15 protein-coding genes and 1 pseudogene are annotated in these 16697 nt (G+C 64.5%); 7 read left to right on the top strand and 9 right to left on the bottom strand.

Features of this window, described 5'->3' with window-relative positions:
• Position 1 precedes the first annotated feature (1 nt).
• Positions 2-544, top strand: a complete 543-nt coding sequence (locus CG51_RS19970; protein ID WP_035743377.1) for a nucleotide exchange factor GrpE — start codon at positions 2-4, stop codon at positions 542-544.
• A gap of 51 nt (positions 545-595) precedes the next feature.
• Here the strand turns inward: CG51_RS19970 and CG51_RS06850 are convergent, their stop codons facing one another.
• The 3 genes and pseudogenes from CG51_RS06850 to CG51_RS20705 form a co-directional block, all read right to left on the bottom strand.
• Complete coding sequence (locus CG51_RS06850; protein ID WP_035743375.1) at positions 596-1915, bottom strand: cytochrome c; 1320 nt, start codon at positions 1913-1915, stop codon at positions 596-598.
• Positions 1916-1927: 12 nt separating this feature from the next.
• The gene (locus CG51_RS06845; RefSeq protein WP_035743374.1) at positions 1928-3697 is read right to left on the bottom strand and encodes a GMC family oxidoreductase; all 1770 of its coding nucleotides are present in this window, start codon (positions 3695-3697) and stop codon (positions 1928-1930) included.
• Between the two features lie 151 nt (positions 3698-3848).
• Positions 3849-4232, bottom strand: a pseudogene (locus tag CG51_RS20705) (gluconate 2-dehydrogenase subunit 3 family protein); the annotation flags it as partial.
• 369 nt (positions 4233-4601) lie between these two features.
• Between CG51_RS20705 and CG51_RS06840 the strand changes: the two are divergent.
• From CG51_RS06840 to CG51_RS06820, 5 genes are all read left to right on the top strand, one after another.
• Entirely contained in the window at positions 4602-5633 is a 1032-nt protein-coding gene (locus tag CG51_RS06840; RefSeq protein WP_035743372.1) for an LLM class flavin-dependent oxidoreductase, read from the top strand.
• A gap of 139 nt (positions 5634-5772) precedes the next feature.
• Positions 5773-6297 (top strand): RBBP9/YdeN family alpha/beta hydrolase, encoded by a 525-nt coding sequence (locus tag CG51_RS06835; RefSeq protein ID WP_035743370.1) that lies wholly within the window; start codon positions 5773-5775, stop codon positions 6295-6297.
• Positions 6298-6376: 79 nt separating this feature from the next.
• Positions 6377-7126 (top strand): ABC transporter permease, encoded by a 750-nt coding sequence (locus tag CG51_RS06830; protein ID WP_035743369.1) that lies wholly within the window; start codon positions 6377-6379, stop codon positions 7124-7126.
• Positions 7127-7155: 29 nt separating this feature from the next.
• Entirely contained in the window at positions 7156-8166 is a 1011-nt protein-coding gene (locus CG51_RS06825) for an ABC transporter substrate-binding protein (protein WP_035743368.1), read from the top strand.
• Positions 8163-8999 (top strand): ABC transporter ATP-binding protein, encoded by an 837-nt coding sequence (locus CG51_RS06820; RefSeq protein ID WP_233141330.1) that lies wholly within the window; start codon positions 8163-8165, stop codon positions 8997-8999. The genes CG51_RS06825 and CG51_RS06820 overlap by 4 nt, the downstream gene beginning before the upstream one ends.
• Positions 9000-9067: 68 nt before the next feature.
• Here the strand turns inward: CG51_RS06820 and CG51_RS06815 are convergent, their stop codons facing one another.
• Positions 9068-9997 (bottom strand): XdhC family protein, encoded by a 930-nt coding sequence (locus tag CG51_RS06815; protein WP_051930175.1) that lies wholly within the window; start codon positions 9995-9997, stop codon positions 9068-9070.
• A gap of 159 nt (positions 9998-10156) precedes the next feature.
• Here CG51_RS06815 and CG51_RS06810 point away from each other — a divergent pair, with 159 nt between their 5' ends.
• Positions 10157-11341, top strand: coding sequence for a MalY/PatB family protein (locus CG51_RS06810; protein WP_035743367.1), 1185 nt, complete (start codon positions 10157-10159; stop codon positions 11339-11341).
• Positions 11342-11963: 622 nt separating this feature from the next.
• On the opposite strand, the gene lpxK is transcribed toward CG51_RS06810, so the two are convergent.
• From lpxK to CG51_RS06785, 5 genes are all read right to left on the bottom strand, one after another.
• Complete coding sequence (lpxK, locus tag CG51_RS06805) at positions 11964-12956, bottom strand: tetraacyldisaccharide 4'-kinase (protein ID WP_035743365.1); 993 nt, start codon at positions 12954-12956, stop codon at positions 11964-11966.
• The gene (locus tag CG51_RS06800) at positions 12956-14239 is read right to left on the bottom strand and encodes a 3-deoxy-D-manno-octulosonic acid transferase (protein WP_051930173.1); all 1284 of its coding nucleotides are present in this window, start codon (positions 14237-14239) and stop codon (positions 12956-12958) included. The genes lpxK and CG51_RS06800 overlap by 1 nt, the downstream gene beginning before the upstream one ends.
• Entirely contained in the window at positions 14232-14474 is a 243-nt protein-coding gene (locus CG51_RS06795; protein WP_035712519.1) for a DUF4170 domain-containing protein, read from the bottom strand. Before CG51_RS06795 ends, CG51_RS06800 begins: the two co-directional genes overlap by 8 nt.
• A 73-nt stretch (positions 14475-14547) precedes the next feature.
• The gene (locus CG51_RS06790) at positions 14548-15333 is read right to left on the bottom strand and encodes a 3'(2'),5'-bisphosphate nucleotidase CysQ (protein ID WP_035743363.1); all 786 of its coding nucleotides are present in this window, start codon (positions 15331-15333) and stop codon (positions 14548-14550) included.
• Positions 15320-16660, bottom strand: coding sequence for a TldD/PmbA family protein (locus CG51_RS06785; RefSeq protein WP_035743361.1), 1341 nt, complete (start codon positions 16658-16660; stop codon positions 15320-15322). The genes CG51_RS06790 and CG51_RS06785 overlap by 14 nt, the downstream gene beginning before the upstream one ends.
• Between the last annotated feature and the right edge of the window lie 37 nt (positions 16661-16697).

Here is a 16697-nt window from a genome sequence, read left to right as displayed (position 1 = left end):
AATGGCAGAAGAAAAGATCGATGGTGTGACGGACGGTGCGGATGAAGCGCTGGAAGCCAGCTTCGAGGCAGAGCTTGAGCAGGTGAAAGCCGAGCGTGACGAATTCCGTGACCGCTTCATGCGGACCTTGGCGGATGCGGAAAATTCCCGCAAGCGCTTCGAAAGGGATCGTCGGGAGGCGGAGCATTATGGCGGCACCAAGCTCGCCCGTGACATGCTGCCGGTCTTTGACAGCCTCAAACGGGCGCTCGACCATGTGACGGATGAACAGCGCGCGACATCGGGCGCCTTCATCGAAGGCGTGGAGTTGACGCTGCGGGAGTTGCGCAACATTTTCTCCAAACACGGCATTACCGTGATTTCGCCCGCTGTGGGCGACACCTTCGATCCGCAGATCCATCAGGCGATGTTCGAGGCACCGGTCCCGAATGTCGCCGCTGGCGGCATCATTCAGGTCATGGGCGAAGGCTTCATGATCCATGATCGTCTGCTGCGACCGGCTCAGGTAGGGGTATCCTCCACTCCCGCCGGCAAGGTTCAATAAGGTCAAAGCCCCCGGATGGGGGCTTTTTCATATCCATACATGGGTTCTCGCTCAATTGGACGCTGAGGCTTCGCCCGTTTGTCCTTCGCGGAGCGGCTCCACCATGGCCGGGGTCACGGGCGCGGCGTCGTTTGTCCAGGCTTGTCGCAGGAATGTCGCGAGTTCGGCTACCTCCGCATCCGACAGACGATGGCCGAAGTCGGGCATCCGCAGACGATAGGGCCTGATTTCGGTGGAGGGCGCAGTGGAGCCGTGCAGGATGACGTCGATCAGGCCGGTGGGAGAGGGCGCGTTGACCAGAAAGTTACCATCGAGTTCCGGGAAGATCTCATCTGCACCCTTGCCGCTGACGAAATGGCAAGCTCCGCAATTGTCCAGATAGAGCCGTGCGCCGAGGGGCATGTCGTTCGTCGGATGGGTCAGAAGCGCGACCGTGGGGGCGGGATCCCGTACGGGCCGGGGATCTGCCGGATCTGCGATGGACTTCAGATAGTCGACCATCGCGTCGAGGTCGCTTTCCGTCCAGTACTGGGTCGATTCTTCCACCACCAGCGACATCTCTCCCGTCACGGCGGCATGGGCGCTCCGGCCGCTGGCAAAGAGCATCTTGAGCTGCTCTGCACTCCAGAGAGCTACGGGGCTTTTGGCGCCGCGCAGGTCGGGCGCTGTCCAGCCGTCAACCTCTCCGCCCCGCAGGAAACTCTCGCTCGAGGCATCGGTGCCGTCCTGCGCCATGAGGAGATTCCGCGGCGTGTGACAGGCGCCGCAATGACCCGGCCCCTCCACAAGATAGGCGCCGCGTGCGATCTGCGGATCCTCCGCATGGGGGCGGAAGCCGGGCGGCTCCAGCGCGACCCAGTTCCAGGCACGGATGCCCCAACGCTGGTTGAAGGGGAAGGGCAGGCTCGTCTCCGGCCCCTGATGGCGCACGGGGGCCACTTCTTCGGTGAAGTAGTGGTAGAGTGCGCGTACATCCTCCTCCTTCAGCTTGCGGTAGTTCTCATACGGCATCGCCGGATAGAGATGCGCGCCATCCGCGCGGATGCCGTCGTAGAGCGCCGCGCGGAACTGATCGAGCGTATAGCGCCCAATACCGGTTTCGGGGTCGGGCGTGATGTTCGTCGAGTAGATCGTGCCGAGCGGACTGTCTATCGGACGCCCGCCCGCGAAGCGCTCACCGCCTTCGGCGGTATGACACGCGGCGCAATCCCCCAGATACATCGCATATTCCCCCGCCCCTGAGGGAACCTCGTAATCGGCGGGCAGAGTGGTGAGCGGCGGCGTCGGGCGGTGCGGCACGAAGATCATCGCCAGCGCGACAACGATCCCCAGGAGCACGAGGCCGAGGAGCAGGCGCAGAAACGTCAGCATGGCGCTACCTCCTCAGACCAGCGGGCGGGGGTTGGAAAGGTACTCGGTGCGGATCGCGTGAGCTGCCCAGTAGGCCAGTGCACCCACAAGGCCGGTGGGGTTGTACTGGATATTCTGTGGAAAGGCTGATGCCCCCATCACGAAGACGTTGTGCTTGTCCCATGTCTGGAGATAGCGGTTCACCGCCGAGAGCGACGGATCCGCCCCCATGATCGCCCCGCCGACGTTGTGCGTCGTCTGGTAGGGCCGCACATCGTAACGGCTGGCATGGGTCATGTAGGAGGAAGTCTGGAAGTAGGGAGCCATCGACTCGGCGATGGGCTCGATCTTTGATTTCATGAACTGCGTCATGCGGATATCGTTCGGCTTCCAGTCGAAAGTCATCCTGAGGAGCGGGCGCCCGAACCGGTCCTTGTAGGTCGGATCGAGGTCGAGATAGGTATCCCGATACGACATGTTGGACCCGTGAGATCCGATGGACATGGACCGCCCGTACCATTCCTTCACACCGCTCTTCCAGCCGCTGCCCCATTTTGGCGTTTCGGGCGGCAGGCTCATGGAGCGTATCGGCTGGCCATTGGTGATCCCTGCGGAGATGTAGCTGCCGCCGATGAAGCCCTCGCGCCCGAAGTCGATCTGGCTGATGGCGAAATCGTCGATGCACATGCCGTTCGATCCCGCTCCGACGAACGGGTTGAAATTACGCTCCCGGAAAAAGAGCGAGGTATCCCCCATGACCTGATAGGCATAGTTGCGCCCGGTGACGCCCTCCCCGCTGGCCGGATCGTACGGCCTGCCGATCCCGGACAGCAGCATGAGATGCACGTTGTGAAACTGGTAGGCGCAGAGAACGACCAGATCAGCGGGCTGAAACACCTCCTCCTGCGTCGCTTCGTCGAAATAGGTGACGCCGGTCGCGGTCTTGCCGTCGGGGGCAAGTTCCACCCGCATCACTTCCGCCTCCGTGCGATAGGAGAAATTGGGTTTCCGTCGCAGCGCGTCCAGAATGCAGGTCTGCGGGGCGGATTTGGAGTAGTTGAGGCAGCCGTAGCGTTCGCAGAACCCGCAGAAGTTGCAGGGGCCGAGCTGCATCCCGTATTCGTTCACATAGGCGCGGGAGGCGTTGCCCGCTGGGCGCGGAAAGGGATGATAGCCCATGGCGCGCGCCGCCTCTGCGAACATCGTGGCGTCCAGCGTCTGCGGCAGTGCAGGCATCGGGTAATCGCGGGAGCGGGGGGCCTCGAATGGATTGCCGCCCGGAATGATCTGCCCGCGTATGTTGCCCGCCTTGCCGGAAATGCCCGCCATGTATTCGAACCGGTCGAAGAACGGCTCCAGTTCCGCATAGGTGAGAGGATAGTCGTAAAGATCCATGCCCGCGGGAATGATCCCTTCGCCCCAGTTCTCGCGCACATAGGAGCGCAGGCGGAACTCGTTCTCCATCGGGCGCCAGTTCTGGCCGTTCCAGTGGACTCCCGCCCCTCCCACACCGTCGCCGGGCAAAAAGGAGCCGAGCTGCCGGTAGGGCAGCGCCCGCTCCGTCAGCGTGCGCCGGATCGTCAGGGTGGAGCGAGCGGGCTTCTGCATGAGCTCGAGCCGCACGCCATAGCGCAACTCGTCGATTATGTTGGGATACTGGAAATCCGGCACGGTCGCCCGGTCCTTGCCACGCTCGAGCGCGACGACTTCCAACCCCTCGGTTGCGAGTTCCATGCCAAGGATGGCGCCTGTCCATCCGAGCCCAACGATGACCGCGTCCTTCTTCTTCTCGGTGCGCGCCATCGCTCAGGCCCTGTCGCCAGAGATCGACACGGGGCCGAGCGGATAGGGCACGTCCCGTTTGATCAATCCATTCAAGAAAGCTGCCGCGCGCGCCAGGAAAGCCGATATGCACCCAGGCCTGCATACCGTGGTTGCCGCCATACATCGGGTCCGCGAAATAACCCTCCTTCGTATTCTGGAGAAGAAGGTCACCGAAGTCCCGCATCTCGGGCGGTAGGGGAACCTCTTTCGCCATAAGCGCCGTGATCGCCTCATCCTGCTCTGCGGCGGCGAGGTCGGCAAAGCCCGCGCCCTTCTGGCGGATACACCAGTCGTTGAAGATCGGGATTGCGCCCCGGTAAATCTGCGCGGGTGACAACGGGCTTTGATAGCCGAGATTCGGATCGGCATCCGGCACATGCGGCCCCTGCATATAGAGGGTCGCGGCCCTCCCGAAGTCACCCGAGAGCTGACGGTCGATGAACACCGGCACCCGCGCCTCTATCGCCCCGGGCCCCTCGCCTTCCGAAGGGATGAGTCGCGCCACCGCCGCCATGATGAAGACCCATTCCGCATCGCTGAGAAAAACGCGCTGATAGCGGTCGAGCGGGGGGACATCCTCTGTCCGCTCCACCCCCGTACGTGCCAGTGCGGGCCGGGAAAAAGCCGCCACAGTGACGCCGACCGCCCCACCCTGAAGAAAGCCACGCCGTGTGGGTGAGAGGTCGCGCGTCGAGCGAGGGGGCATGAGCTGTCCTTTTTGGCTGGGCAAGAAGCCTCTGGCGATTTGCGGGGAGGACCGCCCCTCGGGGACGGACATATGCTCCCAACGCGGGAGGGCGGGGTGGGTTCCTCAAGCGGGCCGCACGATCTGGAACATTTTGGCCGGAGTGCCTATCTGCCAGAAAACTACTGAGGAATCCCCATGGCACAGGCTTTGGAACTCGGTCTCGACACGTTCGGGGACGTCATGAATACTGCCGCCGGCAAGCCGGAAACCCACGCGCAGGCCATACGTAACGTGGTGGAGGAGGGGGTCCTGGCCGATAGCCTCGGCCTCGATTTCTTCGGTGTAGGGGAGCATCACCGCGCCGATTTCGCCGTCTCCGCACCAGAGGTAGTTCTGGCTGCCATCGCAGCGCGAACCCAACGGATCCGTCTTGGCTCTGCGGTGACGGTGCTGTCCTCGGATGAGCCGGTGCGGGTGTTTCAGCGGTTCTCCACGCTCGACGCCGTCTCCGGCGGGCGGGCGGAGGTGATCGTGGGGCGCGGCTCCTTCACCGAGAGCTTTCCGCTCTTCGGCTATCCGATGGACCAGTACGAGCGGCTTTTCGAGGAAAAGCTCGCGCTCTTTGCCGAGCTGGCGAAGGGCGGGCCGGTCACTTGGCAGGGCAGTGTGCGTGCGCCGCTGAAGAACACCGAGGTGTTTCCGACGCTGGAGCGGGGACCGCTGCGCACCTGGGTCGGGGTCGGTGGCAGCCCGGAATCGGTCGTGCGCGCGGCGAGCTATGATTTGCCGATGATGCTGGCTGTCATTGGCGGCGATCCGAAACGCTTCCGCCCCTATGTGGATCTTTATCAGAAGGTCTTTGCCCAGACCGGCGCGCCCGTGCAGCCGGTGGGAATGCATTCTCCCGGCTATGTAGGGGTGGATGACGAGACGGCCAAGGCGGAGTTCTTCGGCCCCTATGCGGAGATGCACGACCGGATCGGCGCGGGCCGGGGCTGGCCACCGCTCCGGCGCGAGGATTTCGAGCGGGAGGTGGAGCACGGCGCGCTTTGCGTCGGTGGGGCTGAAACGGTGGCTCGCAAGATTGCTCGCTCGGTGAGGGCGCTGGGTCTCGTGCGGTTTGATCTGAAATATTCCGCCGGACCACTGCCGCATGACAATCTGATGCGGTGCATCGAACTCTACGGAACCCGTGTCGCACCGATGGTGCGGGACATGCTGGCCTGACCTCGAACTGACCCGGCCTTCAGCCGCCAAACCCCCGGATCGAGCCATGTTTTGGGAACCATCCCGGCTTTCGTCCGTTCATGACGCGGCAGTACTCTCCCCGCAAGACGTGGAGACGTTGCTTTTGTCCGGAGGTTTCATGGTCAAGATGCTCATCGTTCCCGGTCTGGGAGGCGCTCCTGCGCCGCATTGGCAGCACTGGTTGGCAAGCACGGTTCCCGGTGCGCTTCTGGTGGAGCAGATGGATTGGCATCGGCCCTGCCCACGACAATGGGAGGTGGAACTGGCCGGCATTCTGCTTCAGCATCCTGGCGCTGTTCTGGTAGGGCATGGTCTGGGGGCCTCGCTGATCGCGCGGGTGGTCGCCTCCTGGCCGCAGATCCGGGTGGGGGGCGCATTGCTAGTTGCGCCGCGTGGGCTGGAGAGTTTCGCGCCGCCAAAATTGCCTTTGAATGTTCCCGCCGTGCTGGTCGCCAGCCGCAATGATTCCTCTCTGCCATGGCTGAACGCCCGGCGGCTTGCCGAGATATGGCAGGCCGATATGCTTGATCTCGGCCATGCAGGCGGCATCGATAGCGACAGCGGTTACGGTCCGTGGCCACTTGCTCGCCATCTCGCACAGCAGTTGGTGATGGATGGGGGCGGACGGCGCACACTGCCCTGAACGATTACGCAGAAGGGCTGGAAATCTTCCCGCCCCTCTGCTCTCTTGTCCACCGCGGCGGGGAGCAAGGATTGACGATGTGAAAGTTATCGGCCTCAGGCTGCTGTTTCTCGCGTTGGTCCTTCTCGCATGGCAGATCACGGCCGAGAGGCTTCCACCCGGTCTGTTCGCGACGCCTCTTGCCACGTTATCCGCCGCGCGCCGGTTGTTTGCCGATGGCGAAATCACGACCGCGCTTCTGGCGAGCCTGAGGGTTTACCTTCTCGGCACGATCAGCGCAGGTGTCGTGGGTATCGCCGTGGGCGTGCTCATGGGCGTGGTGCGGCCCCTCGGGCGCATGCTGGACATTTTTGTCTACGCACTGGCCGCAACGCCCCGTGTGGCATTTGTGCCCCTCATCATCGTACTCCTTGGGCTGGGGGTGGAAGCGAAGGCCTTCATCGTCTTCATGGGGGCGGTGATGCCCGTCATCCTCAACGCCTACACCGGCGTCTCCGAAGCCGATCCCGATCTGGTGGAAATGGCCCGCGCGACCGGTGCGTCGCCGGGACGGATCTTTTTGCATGTCATCCTTCCGGGATCCTTGCCGATCCTTATGGTAGGGCTCAGGCTCGGTGCGACGATCGGGTTGATAAACACGGTCGTAGCGGAGCTTTACACCGCGGTCACAGGGCTTGGTGGCCTGCTGGCGATCTACGGTAACTCCTTTCGGATGGCCGAATATTTCGTCGTCGTGCTCACTCTGTCTCTGGTGGGCGTTGCGGTCACGGAGACGCTCCGTCATCTGGAGAACCGGCTGACACGGTGGCGAACCGCATCGGCTCGGTAAGGGAGTGAAAGATGGGGAGAGAAAAACGGATGACTGTCAGGGCTTTGTTCGCGGCGGGCGCCGTCGCAATTCTGCTTGCGGCGCCCGCGATCGCAGCACCCTTCCGGGTGATCGTGACCGACATGGAAACACCGCTGGTTCCCAATTCCGTCATGGAGCTGGCGAAGAGCGAGGGGTATTTCGACCGCGCTGGGGTGGATGTGGAATTCGTACGCGTGCAGCAGACCCCGCTTGCCATCGCCGCCCTGCGCTCGGGTGAGGGGGAGATGGCCAATGTCGGGGTGGAGGCGCTCCTTCAGCTCAGCCTTCAGGGGGTGGACGACCTGCGCGCCGTGACTTCGCCCAACAAGGCACTTCCCTACATGATCGTCGCTTCCGGTCTGACCTCCACGTCAGAGCTTCCGGGCAAGGCGTTCGGGATCGGGCGCATCGGCAGCGTGGATCACCTGCTCTCACTTCGGGTTCTGGCGGCAAAGGGAGTGGACCCGGCCACGGTCGATCTCGTGCCGCTCGGGCAGCCGAACGTGCGAGCGCAGGCGCTTGTGGCGGGTCGGATCGCGGCGACGACCATGTCGATCGGCACCTTTCTGTCCATGCCCGAGGCGGATCGCATGTCCGTTCTGGTCGGAGTTGAGGATTTCTACGCCGCCGCGCCCATCGTCTCCAAGGTCAATGCCGTCACGACGGCAGTGCTGGAGCGGCGTGGAGAGGACGTCCGAGCGGTCATCGAGGCGATGACCCTTGCCGCGCGGGATTTCGCCGCCGATCCCGCGACATGGGTTGCAGCTATGGAGAAGGCCCGGCCCGACGTATCGCACGAAACGCTCGTCAAGCTGGGCCAGGCCTTCGCGCAGAGTTGGAGCGTAAACGGCGGTCTGGAGAGGGGTGAGTTGGACACCACGGTGGACTGGCTTTGGGAGACCGAAGATTTCGCCGGCAAACCCAAGCCGGCAATGGAAAGCTGGGTGAATTTCGGACCTGAGGACGCCGTGCTGGGCACGATAGGAGTGGCAGAGGGAGGGGATCGTCCCAGCAGATGATGGACCCAGCGGAGGATCGCCTGCCGATGACGAGTGCCGATCCCTACCTTTCCTTTGAGCATGTGTCGCACAGTTTCGCAGGTTCGCCCGTGGCGGCGTTATCTGACATCAACCTCTCGGTGCGGCAGGGGGAGACGGTCGTGCTGCTTGGCCCCTCGGGCTGCGGCAAGACCACGCTGCTGCGCATCGCCGCCGGACTGGTGCGGCCCTCGGGCGGGAGGGTGGTGGTCCGGGGGAAGCGTCCGGTACCGGGCGTTGAAAGCGCGATCGTCTTTCAATCTTTCCGGCTTCTGCCATGGAAGACCGTCGCGGGAAATGTTGCCTTCGCGCTCCCCGACCTGCCCGAAGCGCAGCGTGCAGAGCGCGTTCTGCGTTATGTCGATCTCGTCGGACTGGCCCGGTTCGCCGACGCCTATCCGGCACAGCTTTCCGGCGGCATGCGCCAACGCACCGCGCTGGCGCGGGCCTTGGCGCGCGAGCCGGGTCTTCTGCTGATGGATGAGCCTTTCGCCAGCCTCGATGCTCAGTCACGTGAACTCATGCAGACAGAGACGATGCGCCTGACGGAAAGCGCAGCACACGGGCCTGCGATTCTGTTTGTCACGCATAGCGTGGATGAGGCGCTCTTGGTGGGTGACAGGGTGGTGTTGCTGTCACCGCGACCGGGGCAGGTGGCAGAGGTGATCGACGTCCCGTTCCCCCGCCCGCGCTGGCGGCGGGATCCACGGGGAGAACCGGAATTCAGCACGCTTCGCCGTCATCTCTGGCAGCGGCTGCGCACCATGGTGCTGACGGATCCGGCTTCGGATTTCTACGGACGCCTTTCAGAGTAGCGGAGTCGGGATCCTGCCGGTCGGCATGGTGGATACGAGCGGTACCCGTGAATGTACGCTAGAAAGGTTCAGAGAGTGATGCGTTGCGCCTCTCCCAGCACCTCCGCCAGAACGGACGCGGCCAGCGTCCGGGGATCGCGTGCTGAGGGGATGAGGCCGACGGGGCCGCGTGCCCGGGCAATATCCGCCTCGCTCACTCCGAGTTCGCGCATCCTTGCCGATCGCACGCGCCGTGCCCGCTGGCTCCCGAGAGCGCCGATATAGAAGGCCGTTGTGGTCAGCGCACCCTTCAGGATCTCGGGCTCCCAATCGTGATCGTGGAAGAACAGGATGATTGCCGTCCACGGATCGACCGCGACATCGGGCATGACCGGGCGCGGAAGGGAGGTTACGACGAGCCCGGAACCGAGGAGGCTCTCCGGGTCCGGAGAAAACGCCTCTATGGGCCAGCCCGCGCTTCGCACGAAGGCTGCGAAAGTGGCGGCCTCCGGCCCCCGACCGAACACCAGAAACCGTAGTTCCGGCGTCAGGCACAGGTGGAACCGCTCGCCCTCAAGCCCGGTCGCGGTGCTGCCCGCGGGTTCTTCCATGATGCTTCCGTCACTCTCCACCACGAGAGAGATCGTTTTGCGCGCCTCTCGCGCCGCCACCGCCCGGGCAAGAGTTGCCCGATCAGGGCGAGGCAGGATCAGGATGTCCAACCCGCCTCCGCAGGGCAGTTCTATGTCCATGAAGGGCGAGCCCGCGCCGTAGCGCAATCTGCGTGGAGAGCCATCCGCCATGGCTTCGGCAGCATGAAGCGCCACATCGCCGTCGATGCAGCCCGAGGACAGCATTCCGACGCGCCCGCCGCCCGGCAACACGGCCATCATCGCACCGACAGGCCGATAGGATGGCCCCTCCACATGAGTGATGATCGCAAGCGCACCCTCCGGTGCGGCGGAAAGCGAGGCCAGCGGGTCTTCGGCTCGGGCACTGGCAAACATCGTATCGGCCATGGCTTGCTCCTTGATCAGCGGGCGGCTCGGTGGCGCATGTATCGGCAAATATGGGGACGCCGCGGAAAATCGCCACCACTTTCTCTTTCGCCGCCGAGGATAGGGGGTTGCACGCCGAAACCCCGGAGATAAGGCTTTGGCCCAGAAAAGGAGATGCTCATGACCTCTGCCCCAGATTTCGATGAGGTAATCGACCGCCGCGGCACGCATTCCTCAAAGTGGGACATGATGAGCCGGAACTACGGGGTGCCCGCCGATAGCGGCATTGCGATGTGGGTGGCGGACATGGATTTCCGTCCGCCCGAAGCGGTGCAGCGCGCGGTCGAAAGCATGGCGAGGCATGGTGTCTATGGCTATTTCGGCGATGACGGGGCTTATCTTGAGGCGATCCGCTGGTGGATGGCCGAACGGCACCACTGGGATGTCGCGGCGGAAGCGATCACGACCACGCACGGGCTGGTGAACGCCACGGGTCTCTGCGTACAGACATGGACGGAGCCCGGGGATGGTGTCGTGCTGTTCACACCGGTGTACCACGCCTTTGCCCGGGTCATTCGCGCCGCCGGCAGAGAGGTCGTAGAATGTCCGCTGGCACTGGACGACGGTCGTTACGTGCCCGATTTCGCTGCTGCGGATGACAGGATGACCGGACGGGAAAAGATGCTTATCCTCTGTTCGCCGCACAATCCGGGCGGTCGTGTCTGGACGGTGGAGGAGTTGCGCGGATTTGCCGATTTCGCCAAGCGGCACGGCCTGATCCTTATCTCCGATGAAATCCACCACGATCTGGTCTATCCGGGGCAGAAGCATACGGTCATGTCGCTGGCTGCGCCGGACATCCTCGACCGGCTGGTGATGATGACCGCGACAACGAAGACCTTCAATATTGCCGGCTCTCATACCGGCAATGTGATTATTCCAGACCCGCATCTGCGCAAGCAGTTTCAGGAGACGTTGGGCGCGATGGGGATCTCGCCCAACAGCTTCGGTCTGCACATGGCCACCGCGGCCTATTCGCCAGAAGGGGCGGCCTGGCTGGATGCTCTGATGACCTATATCGACGGTAACCGCCGGCTTTTCGATGAGGGCCTTTCGGCTATTCCGGGCCTGTTCTCCATGCCGCTGGAGGCGACCTATCTTGCCTGGGTGGATTTCTCCGGTCTCGGCATGACCGAGGCCGAAGTGCTGCGGCGGGTGGAAGGAGAGGCCGGTATCGCGGCCAACCACGGCACCACCTTCGGGCGCGGGGGGGACGGGTTCCTCCGCTTCAACCTCGCCACGCCGCGCAGCCGGGTGGAGGAGGCTGTGGATCGTCTCCGCCGCGTCTTTGCCGATATCCAGTAGCTGACAGGCTGTTGAAAGAGTTCTGAAGTCTCATACGTGCTCTGAAAATCGGGAAATCTGCCCAGGACTGACCCGAAGTATGCAGACCACGAACGATTTTCGCTCCAGTATAGCTCTGGAAGCTTGTTTCAGCAGCCTGCTACGGGTGCTGAAACAAGCTTCCGAGGTTGCTCCACTGTGAAGAGCTTCCATATATGGTTGAAGATCTACCGGAAACTGCGGGTTTGGGCTCGTGAACGGATCGCTTTTCTGGTTTTCAACGCATGGCTGGATAGGCCCGCGACTTTCCTAGCGGTCCGCTAACGGACTGCTGAAAAAGGATTTTTTGCCTATGTTGGGGCGGGAATCGTTTGCCATCTGAAAATCCAGCCGAAAATCCATATAATTCCGGGCGTTTCCGCGCTGATTGCCGATTTCCGGCGCGTGGCATGACACTTTAGAACGTTTTCAGCAGCCCGCTAACGGACTGCTGAAAAAGCATTACACGATTCCCCCTGAGGCGGAGATCTTTCCCACAATGTTGAGATGCGCCCCGGAAACCGCCAGTTTTGGCCCGTGACGGGGCACATTTTCTGGCTTTCGACGCAAGCCTGGGGAGGTGACCGACTTTTTCGGCAGCCTGCTAAAGGCCGATCCGATCGAGGGCCGCATCCAGCGGCTCCCAGTCCTCCAGTACAAGGCGAACGGGCAGGGTGAGCACGCTGGAGCGGAAGGAGGCAGGCAACCGTGCCGCGTCCTTTTCCGTCGTGACGAGCTGCAATCCTCCTGCACGTGCATCCGACTCCAACCGGTTGAGCAGGGGAGCGGAAAAGGCTGCATGATCCGGCAGAGCCTCCGCCCGCACGATCTCCGCACCAAGCGAGCGCAGGGTAGCGAAGAACTTTTCAGGTCGTCCGATCCCCGCAAAGGCCAGAACGCGAAGCCCTGCCCAGTCCATCCCGGTCTGAAGCGGGATCAGTGCGCCGCGCAGCCGGGGCACAGGGATATCCGCCCCCCATCGCCCATCGAACCGTGCCTGCGCTGCGGCATCGCCGATCGTCAGCAGCAGGTTCGCCCGCTTCAACCCTATCGCCACCGGCTCACGGAGCGGCCCGGCGGGCAGGACGCGGCCATTGCCAAACCCCGTCGCCGCATCGGCGACCACGAGGGAGAGCGACTTGGCAACGGCAGGGTTCTGCAATCCGTCGTCCAGCAGCACGGCCTTCATTCCGCTCTCGATGGCCGCCCTTACCCCTGCCGCTCTGTCGCGTGCAACCCAGACCGGCCCGAAGGCGGCGAGCAGCAGGGGCTCGTCACCCACCTCCTCTGCCCTATGGCGGGCGGGATCGACCCGGCCCGGCCCGGGAAGTCTGCCTCCATAGCCGCGGGACACCACGCCTGCCGTGACGCCGCGCTCAGCCAGACGCTGAAGAAGGGCGATAACGGTCGGCGTCTTTCCCGTGCCGCCCGCGTTGATATTGCCCACGCAGATCACCGGGACATCCGGTCGAAGCTCGGGGGGACGCGCGACACGCCGCGCAGTGGCGGAGGCGTAGACGCAGCCCAGCGGGGCGAGGAGCCGCGCCCGCCAGTCCAGGCGATCCGGCGCGGTAAACCAGAACCTCGGTGCCTGCATCATCCCGCTCCACCGATCTCTGCCGCCGCAGCCTCATCAAGCATGCGGAGCAGAAGCTCCACGACCCGATCGGTGACCTCGGCACCGCTGGATGTCACTTCCCATGCATTGTGAGCCAGCTGCGCCGCCCGGTCGGGAGCTAGCAGTTCGCTGAGTGCGCTACCGAATTCCGGCGCTCCCCGCAGGACCCGCGCCGCGCCGCCACGCCCCAGCCTGGCATAGGCCGCCGTATGGGGGTCGGTCTTGGGTCCGTGCAGGATGGCGGAGCCGAGTGCAGCGGCCTCATAAGGATGTCGCGGCTTGCCCTTGCCCGAAAGCGTGCCGCCGAAATAGGTCACAGGGGCAAGACGATACCACAGGCCAAGCTCCCCCTCCGTATCCGCGATATAGATCTGCTCTGCCTCCACCGGTTCCTCCTCGCGCGAGCGGAGCGCCACGTCCCAGCCGTCGTCCTGAAGGCGACGTGCAAGGGTCGGGCCGTTTTCCGGGTCTTCGGGAACGACGATCATCATGAGGCGGTGCCGCAGCCCCAGAGCCGCACGATGCGCGGCGATGGCCACCGCCTCCTCCGCCTCGGGAAGGCCGATAGCGAGCCAGACAGGCCGCGCGCGGAGTGTGTGGGCGAGATCGTCACGCTCCGCCTCGGTGCAGGGAAGCGCGCCGTGCCCCTCTTCCAGGCGGCCCGAGACCTCCACCTGGTCTGGGCGCGCCCCCATGCGCCGCCAGTCCCGGAGCGCCGCATCGTCCTGCACCAGTATCCTGGAGATCCGACGAAGCATTGCGCGGGAAACACCGGGCCACCAGCGCCAGCCGCCCCGTGCGGGCGCTCTCACCCCATCGATCACGATGATCGGGGTTCCGCGACGATGACCGGCATCGATTACCGCGGGAACCAGCTCTCCGCCGACAAGAACGATCAGTCCGGGCTGCCAGTGTTCCAGAAACCGGGAGGCCGCGGCCTCCGTCTGGGGGCTCGACGTGCCGGTTTCTTCGCCCGTCATCACCACCTGCACAGCAGGACGAACGCGGCGGAGGCGGCGGACAAGCTCATCGGCCGCGGCCCGATGGCCGGCGGAGGCCAGATGGAGCCACAGGACAGTCCCCTCAGGCCGTGCGGGAAGTGCCCCCGCGTCCGAAGCGCCGGGCGGCGGGGGCGCTCCGATCCGCAGATAGGTGCGCAGCGCAAAGGATCCGCCGGTTTTCCCGGTGGCTATCGGTTTGGCATCCGCCGTGGCGGAAGGAACACTTTCCGTCCGTGAAGCCTGTGCGCCGGGGTCAGCCACCGAGCTCCTCAGTCGTGCTCGTTTCCCGCTCCTCATCGCGCAGGCGATGGAGATGCGCGATGAAGTAGCGGGTTTGGGCTTCGTCCACCGTGCGTTGTGCGGCCGATTTCCATGCCGAATAGGCGGAAGCGTAGTCCGGGAAGATGCCGACGATATCAATCGCCTTCACATCGCTGAAAACGGTTGAGGAGACATCTTTGAGCTCTCCCCCGAACACGAGGTGCAGGCGTTGCATGGGCGGTCCTTCCACGCTTGTTGAGGATGGCGGAAGTTACGACATGTACCCGCGGGCCTCAAGGGAGGCCGGTTCACGGATGGGGCACAAGCCCGTCCAGCAACTTGCCCTGCAATTCGGGGGAAGCGGCGACGATGCCGGCCACGAGCGGCACCCGCCGGTTGAACCTTGGCTGCTCTCCACGCCGATCCGTCACCACGGCACCCGCCCGTGCGGCGATCAGCGCACCTGCTGCCATATCCCATTCCCAGGTGTCGCGAAGCACGACCAGAGCGTCGAACCGCCCCTCCGCGATCAGGCAGAGGCGAAAGGCGATGGAGGCGCGGAATACCTGCCGCATAGGCGGGATCAATCCACCCCGCCACATGCCCGATTGAAGCACGGGCCGGGTCGCGAGGATCGTCCCGCCAGACGGATCCGTCCGCCCGCTTGCCCCGATGGGCACGCCGTTCAGTGCCGCCGGTCCCTCGGCTGTGGCGGTATAGAGCGCGGACATCTGCGGAAGATATACGACGCCCGCGATCACGCGCCCTTCCTCTGCTACGGCGATGGAGTGGGCAAAGCTCGGCTCTCCCGCCATGAAGGAGCGTGTGCCGTCGATGGGATCGACGATGAACACCCGCCGCGCGCCGAGGCGGGCCTCGTTGTCGTCGCTTTCCTCAGACAGCCAGCCGTACTCGGGGCGCGCCGTGGCCAGATGCTCCCGGAGCATCCGGTTGACGGCGAGATCGGCCTCGGTCACCGGCCCCGCGCCCCCCGGCTTTTCCCATGCCTCCGGCTCCCGGCGCCAGTAGCGGGAAGAGATCTCGCCCGCTCGTTGCGCCGCGTCGATCAGAAGGGTGAGGTCATGATCCGGCAACCGTCATTTCCCCGACGAAAAGGCTCGGCACAACGCGCGACAGGTGAGTGCGCGCGTCGTTGGCCGGAACGATCCGCGCCAGCATGTCGCGCAGATTGCCCGCGATCGTGCATTCGTTCACCGGATAGGCGATCTGGCCGCCCTCCACCCAGAATCCCGATGCGCCGCGCGAATAATCCCCCGTATTGGGATTGATCGTGGCCCCGATGAAGGAGGTAACCAGAAGCCCGGTTCCCATGGCGGCAAGCAACTCGTCGCGCGTGGCCTGCCCCTGGCTCAGCGTGACGTTGGTGACGCCGGGAGAGGGGGGCGCGCTGGTGCCGCGCACGGCGTTCCCCGTGCTCTCCATGCCGAGCTGCCGCCCCGTAGCGAGATCCAGCGTCCAGCCCGTCAGCACCCCGTCACGCACGATCTGGCGGGAGCGGGCCGGCAGACCCTCCGCATCGAAGGGGCGGGAGCCGAAAACACCTGGCCGGAGCGGGTCTTCGGTCAGGCTCATTGCTTCCGGCAGCACGACCTCTCCCAGTGCATTCCGCAGCCAGGAAGAACCGCGGGCGATGGCGCTGCCGTTCACCGCCTCCAGCAGGTGCCCGATGAGCGAGCTGGAAATCCGCTCGTCGAACAGCACCGGGAACATGCCCGTCGCCGGTTTCCGCGGGCGAGCACGGTCGAGCGTCCGTTCCGCCGCGATGCGGCCTACGGTTTCGGCGCTGTCCATGTCGGCCAGTCGGACGCGGCTGTCGGCATAGTAATCCCGCTCCATGCCGGTGCCCGTCCCGGTGATGGCGAGGCAGGAGAGGGAATGCCAGGACCGCGCATAGCCCCCCGAGAACCCGTTGCTCGTGGCCAGATGGATGCGGCGCACCCCCGCCGTGGCAGAGCTTTCCGCCTGTTCGATACCGTTGTGCGAGAGCGCTGCGGCCTCCGCCTCTCTCGCGCGGTTTTCGAGATCGGCGGGGGTAGGTGGTTCCTCCTCCGCCGAAAGCTCCAGCGCCGCCGTGTCCCAGTCCCGCGCCAGTTGCCCGGGCTCCGCGAGTCCGATCCAGCGGTCCTCCGGCGCGGCGCGCGCCATGGCGACGGCGCGTTCGGCGATCTCATCCAGCGTGCGCGCACTGACATCGGAGGCGGAGACACAGGCCTGCCGCTTGCCGATCAGCACACGGAGGCCGATCTCCACCCCGTCGGAGCGGGACGCCTGCTCCAGCCGCCCGTGACGGACATCCACCTCCACGCTGGAGCCGTCCACGGCCAGGGCGTCCGCCGCCTCTGCCCCTGCGCGGCGGGCCGCATCCAGCACCGCCACGGTCAGTTTCTCAAGATCCGCCATTCTTTCGGGCCTCCATTACCGTTCTGAGGTAGGCCAC

It is taken from the genome of Haematobacter missouriensis, from assembly GCF_000740775.1.
Classification (GTDB): Bacteria; Pseudomonadota; Alphaproteobacteria; order Rhodobacterales; family Rhodobacteraceae; genus Haematobacter; species Haematobacter missouriensis.
The sequence above is the reverse complement of the archived record's forward strand: the minus strand, read 5'-3'. Positions and strand labels throughout refer to the sequence as shown.

Coding starts and splice junctions, on each gene's coding strand:
- CG51_RS06810 (WP_035743367.1), top strand. CDS start 10,157: ATGACCTCTGCCCCAGATTTCGATGAGGTAATCGACCGCCGCGGCACG.
- lpxK (WP_035743365.1), bottom strand. CDS start 12,956: ATGCAGGCACCGAGGTTCTGGTTTACCGCGCCGGATCGCCTGGACTGG.
- CG51_RS06820 (WP_233141330.1), top strand. CDS start 8,163: ATGATGGACCCAGCGGAGGATCGCCTGCCGATGACGAGTGCCGATCCC.
- CG51_RS06825 (WP_035743368.1), top strand. CDS start 7,156: ATGACTGTCAGGGCTTTGTTCGCGGCGGGCGCCGTCGCAATTCTGCTT.
- CG51_RS19970 (WP_035743377.1), top strand. CDS start 2: ATGGCAGAAGAAAAGATCGATGGTGTGACGGACGGTGCGGATGAAGCG.
- CG51_RS06845 (WP_035743374.1), bottom strand. CDS start 3,697: ATGGCGCGCACCGAGAAGAAGAAGGACGCGGTCATCGTTGGGCTCGGA.
- CG51_RS06795 (WP_035712519.1), bottom strand. CDS start 14,474: ATGCAACGCCTGCACCTCGTGTTCGGGGGAGAGCTCAAAGATGTCTCC.
- CG51_RS06850 (WP_035743375.1), bottom strand. CDS start 1,915: ATGCTGACGTTTCTGCGCCTGCTCCTCGGCCTCGTGCTCCTGGGGATC.
- CG51_RS06835 (WP_035743370.1), top strand. CDS start 5,773: ATGGTCAAGATGCTCATCGTTCCCGGTCTGGGAGGCGCTCCTGCGCCG.
- CG51_RS06785 (WP_035743361.1), bottom strand. CDS start 16,660: ATGGCGGATCTTGAGAAACTGACCGTGGCGGTGCTGGATGCGGCCCGC.
- CG51_RS06815 (WP_051930175.1), bottom strand. CDS start 9,997: ATGGCCGATACGATGTTTGCCAGTGCCCGAGCCGAAGACCCGCTGGCC.
- CG51_RS06840 (WP_035743372.1), top strand. CDS start 4,602: ATGGCACAGGCTTTGGAACTCGGTCTCGACACGTTCGGGGACGTCATG.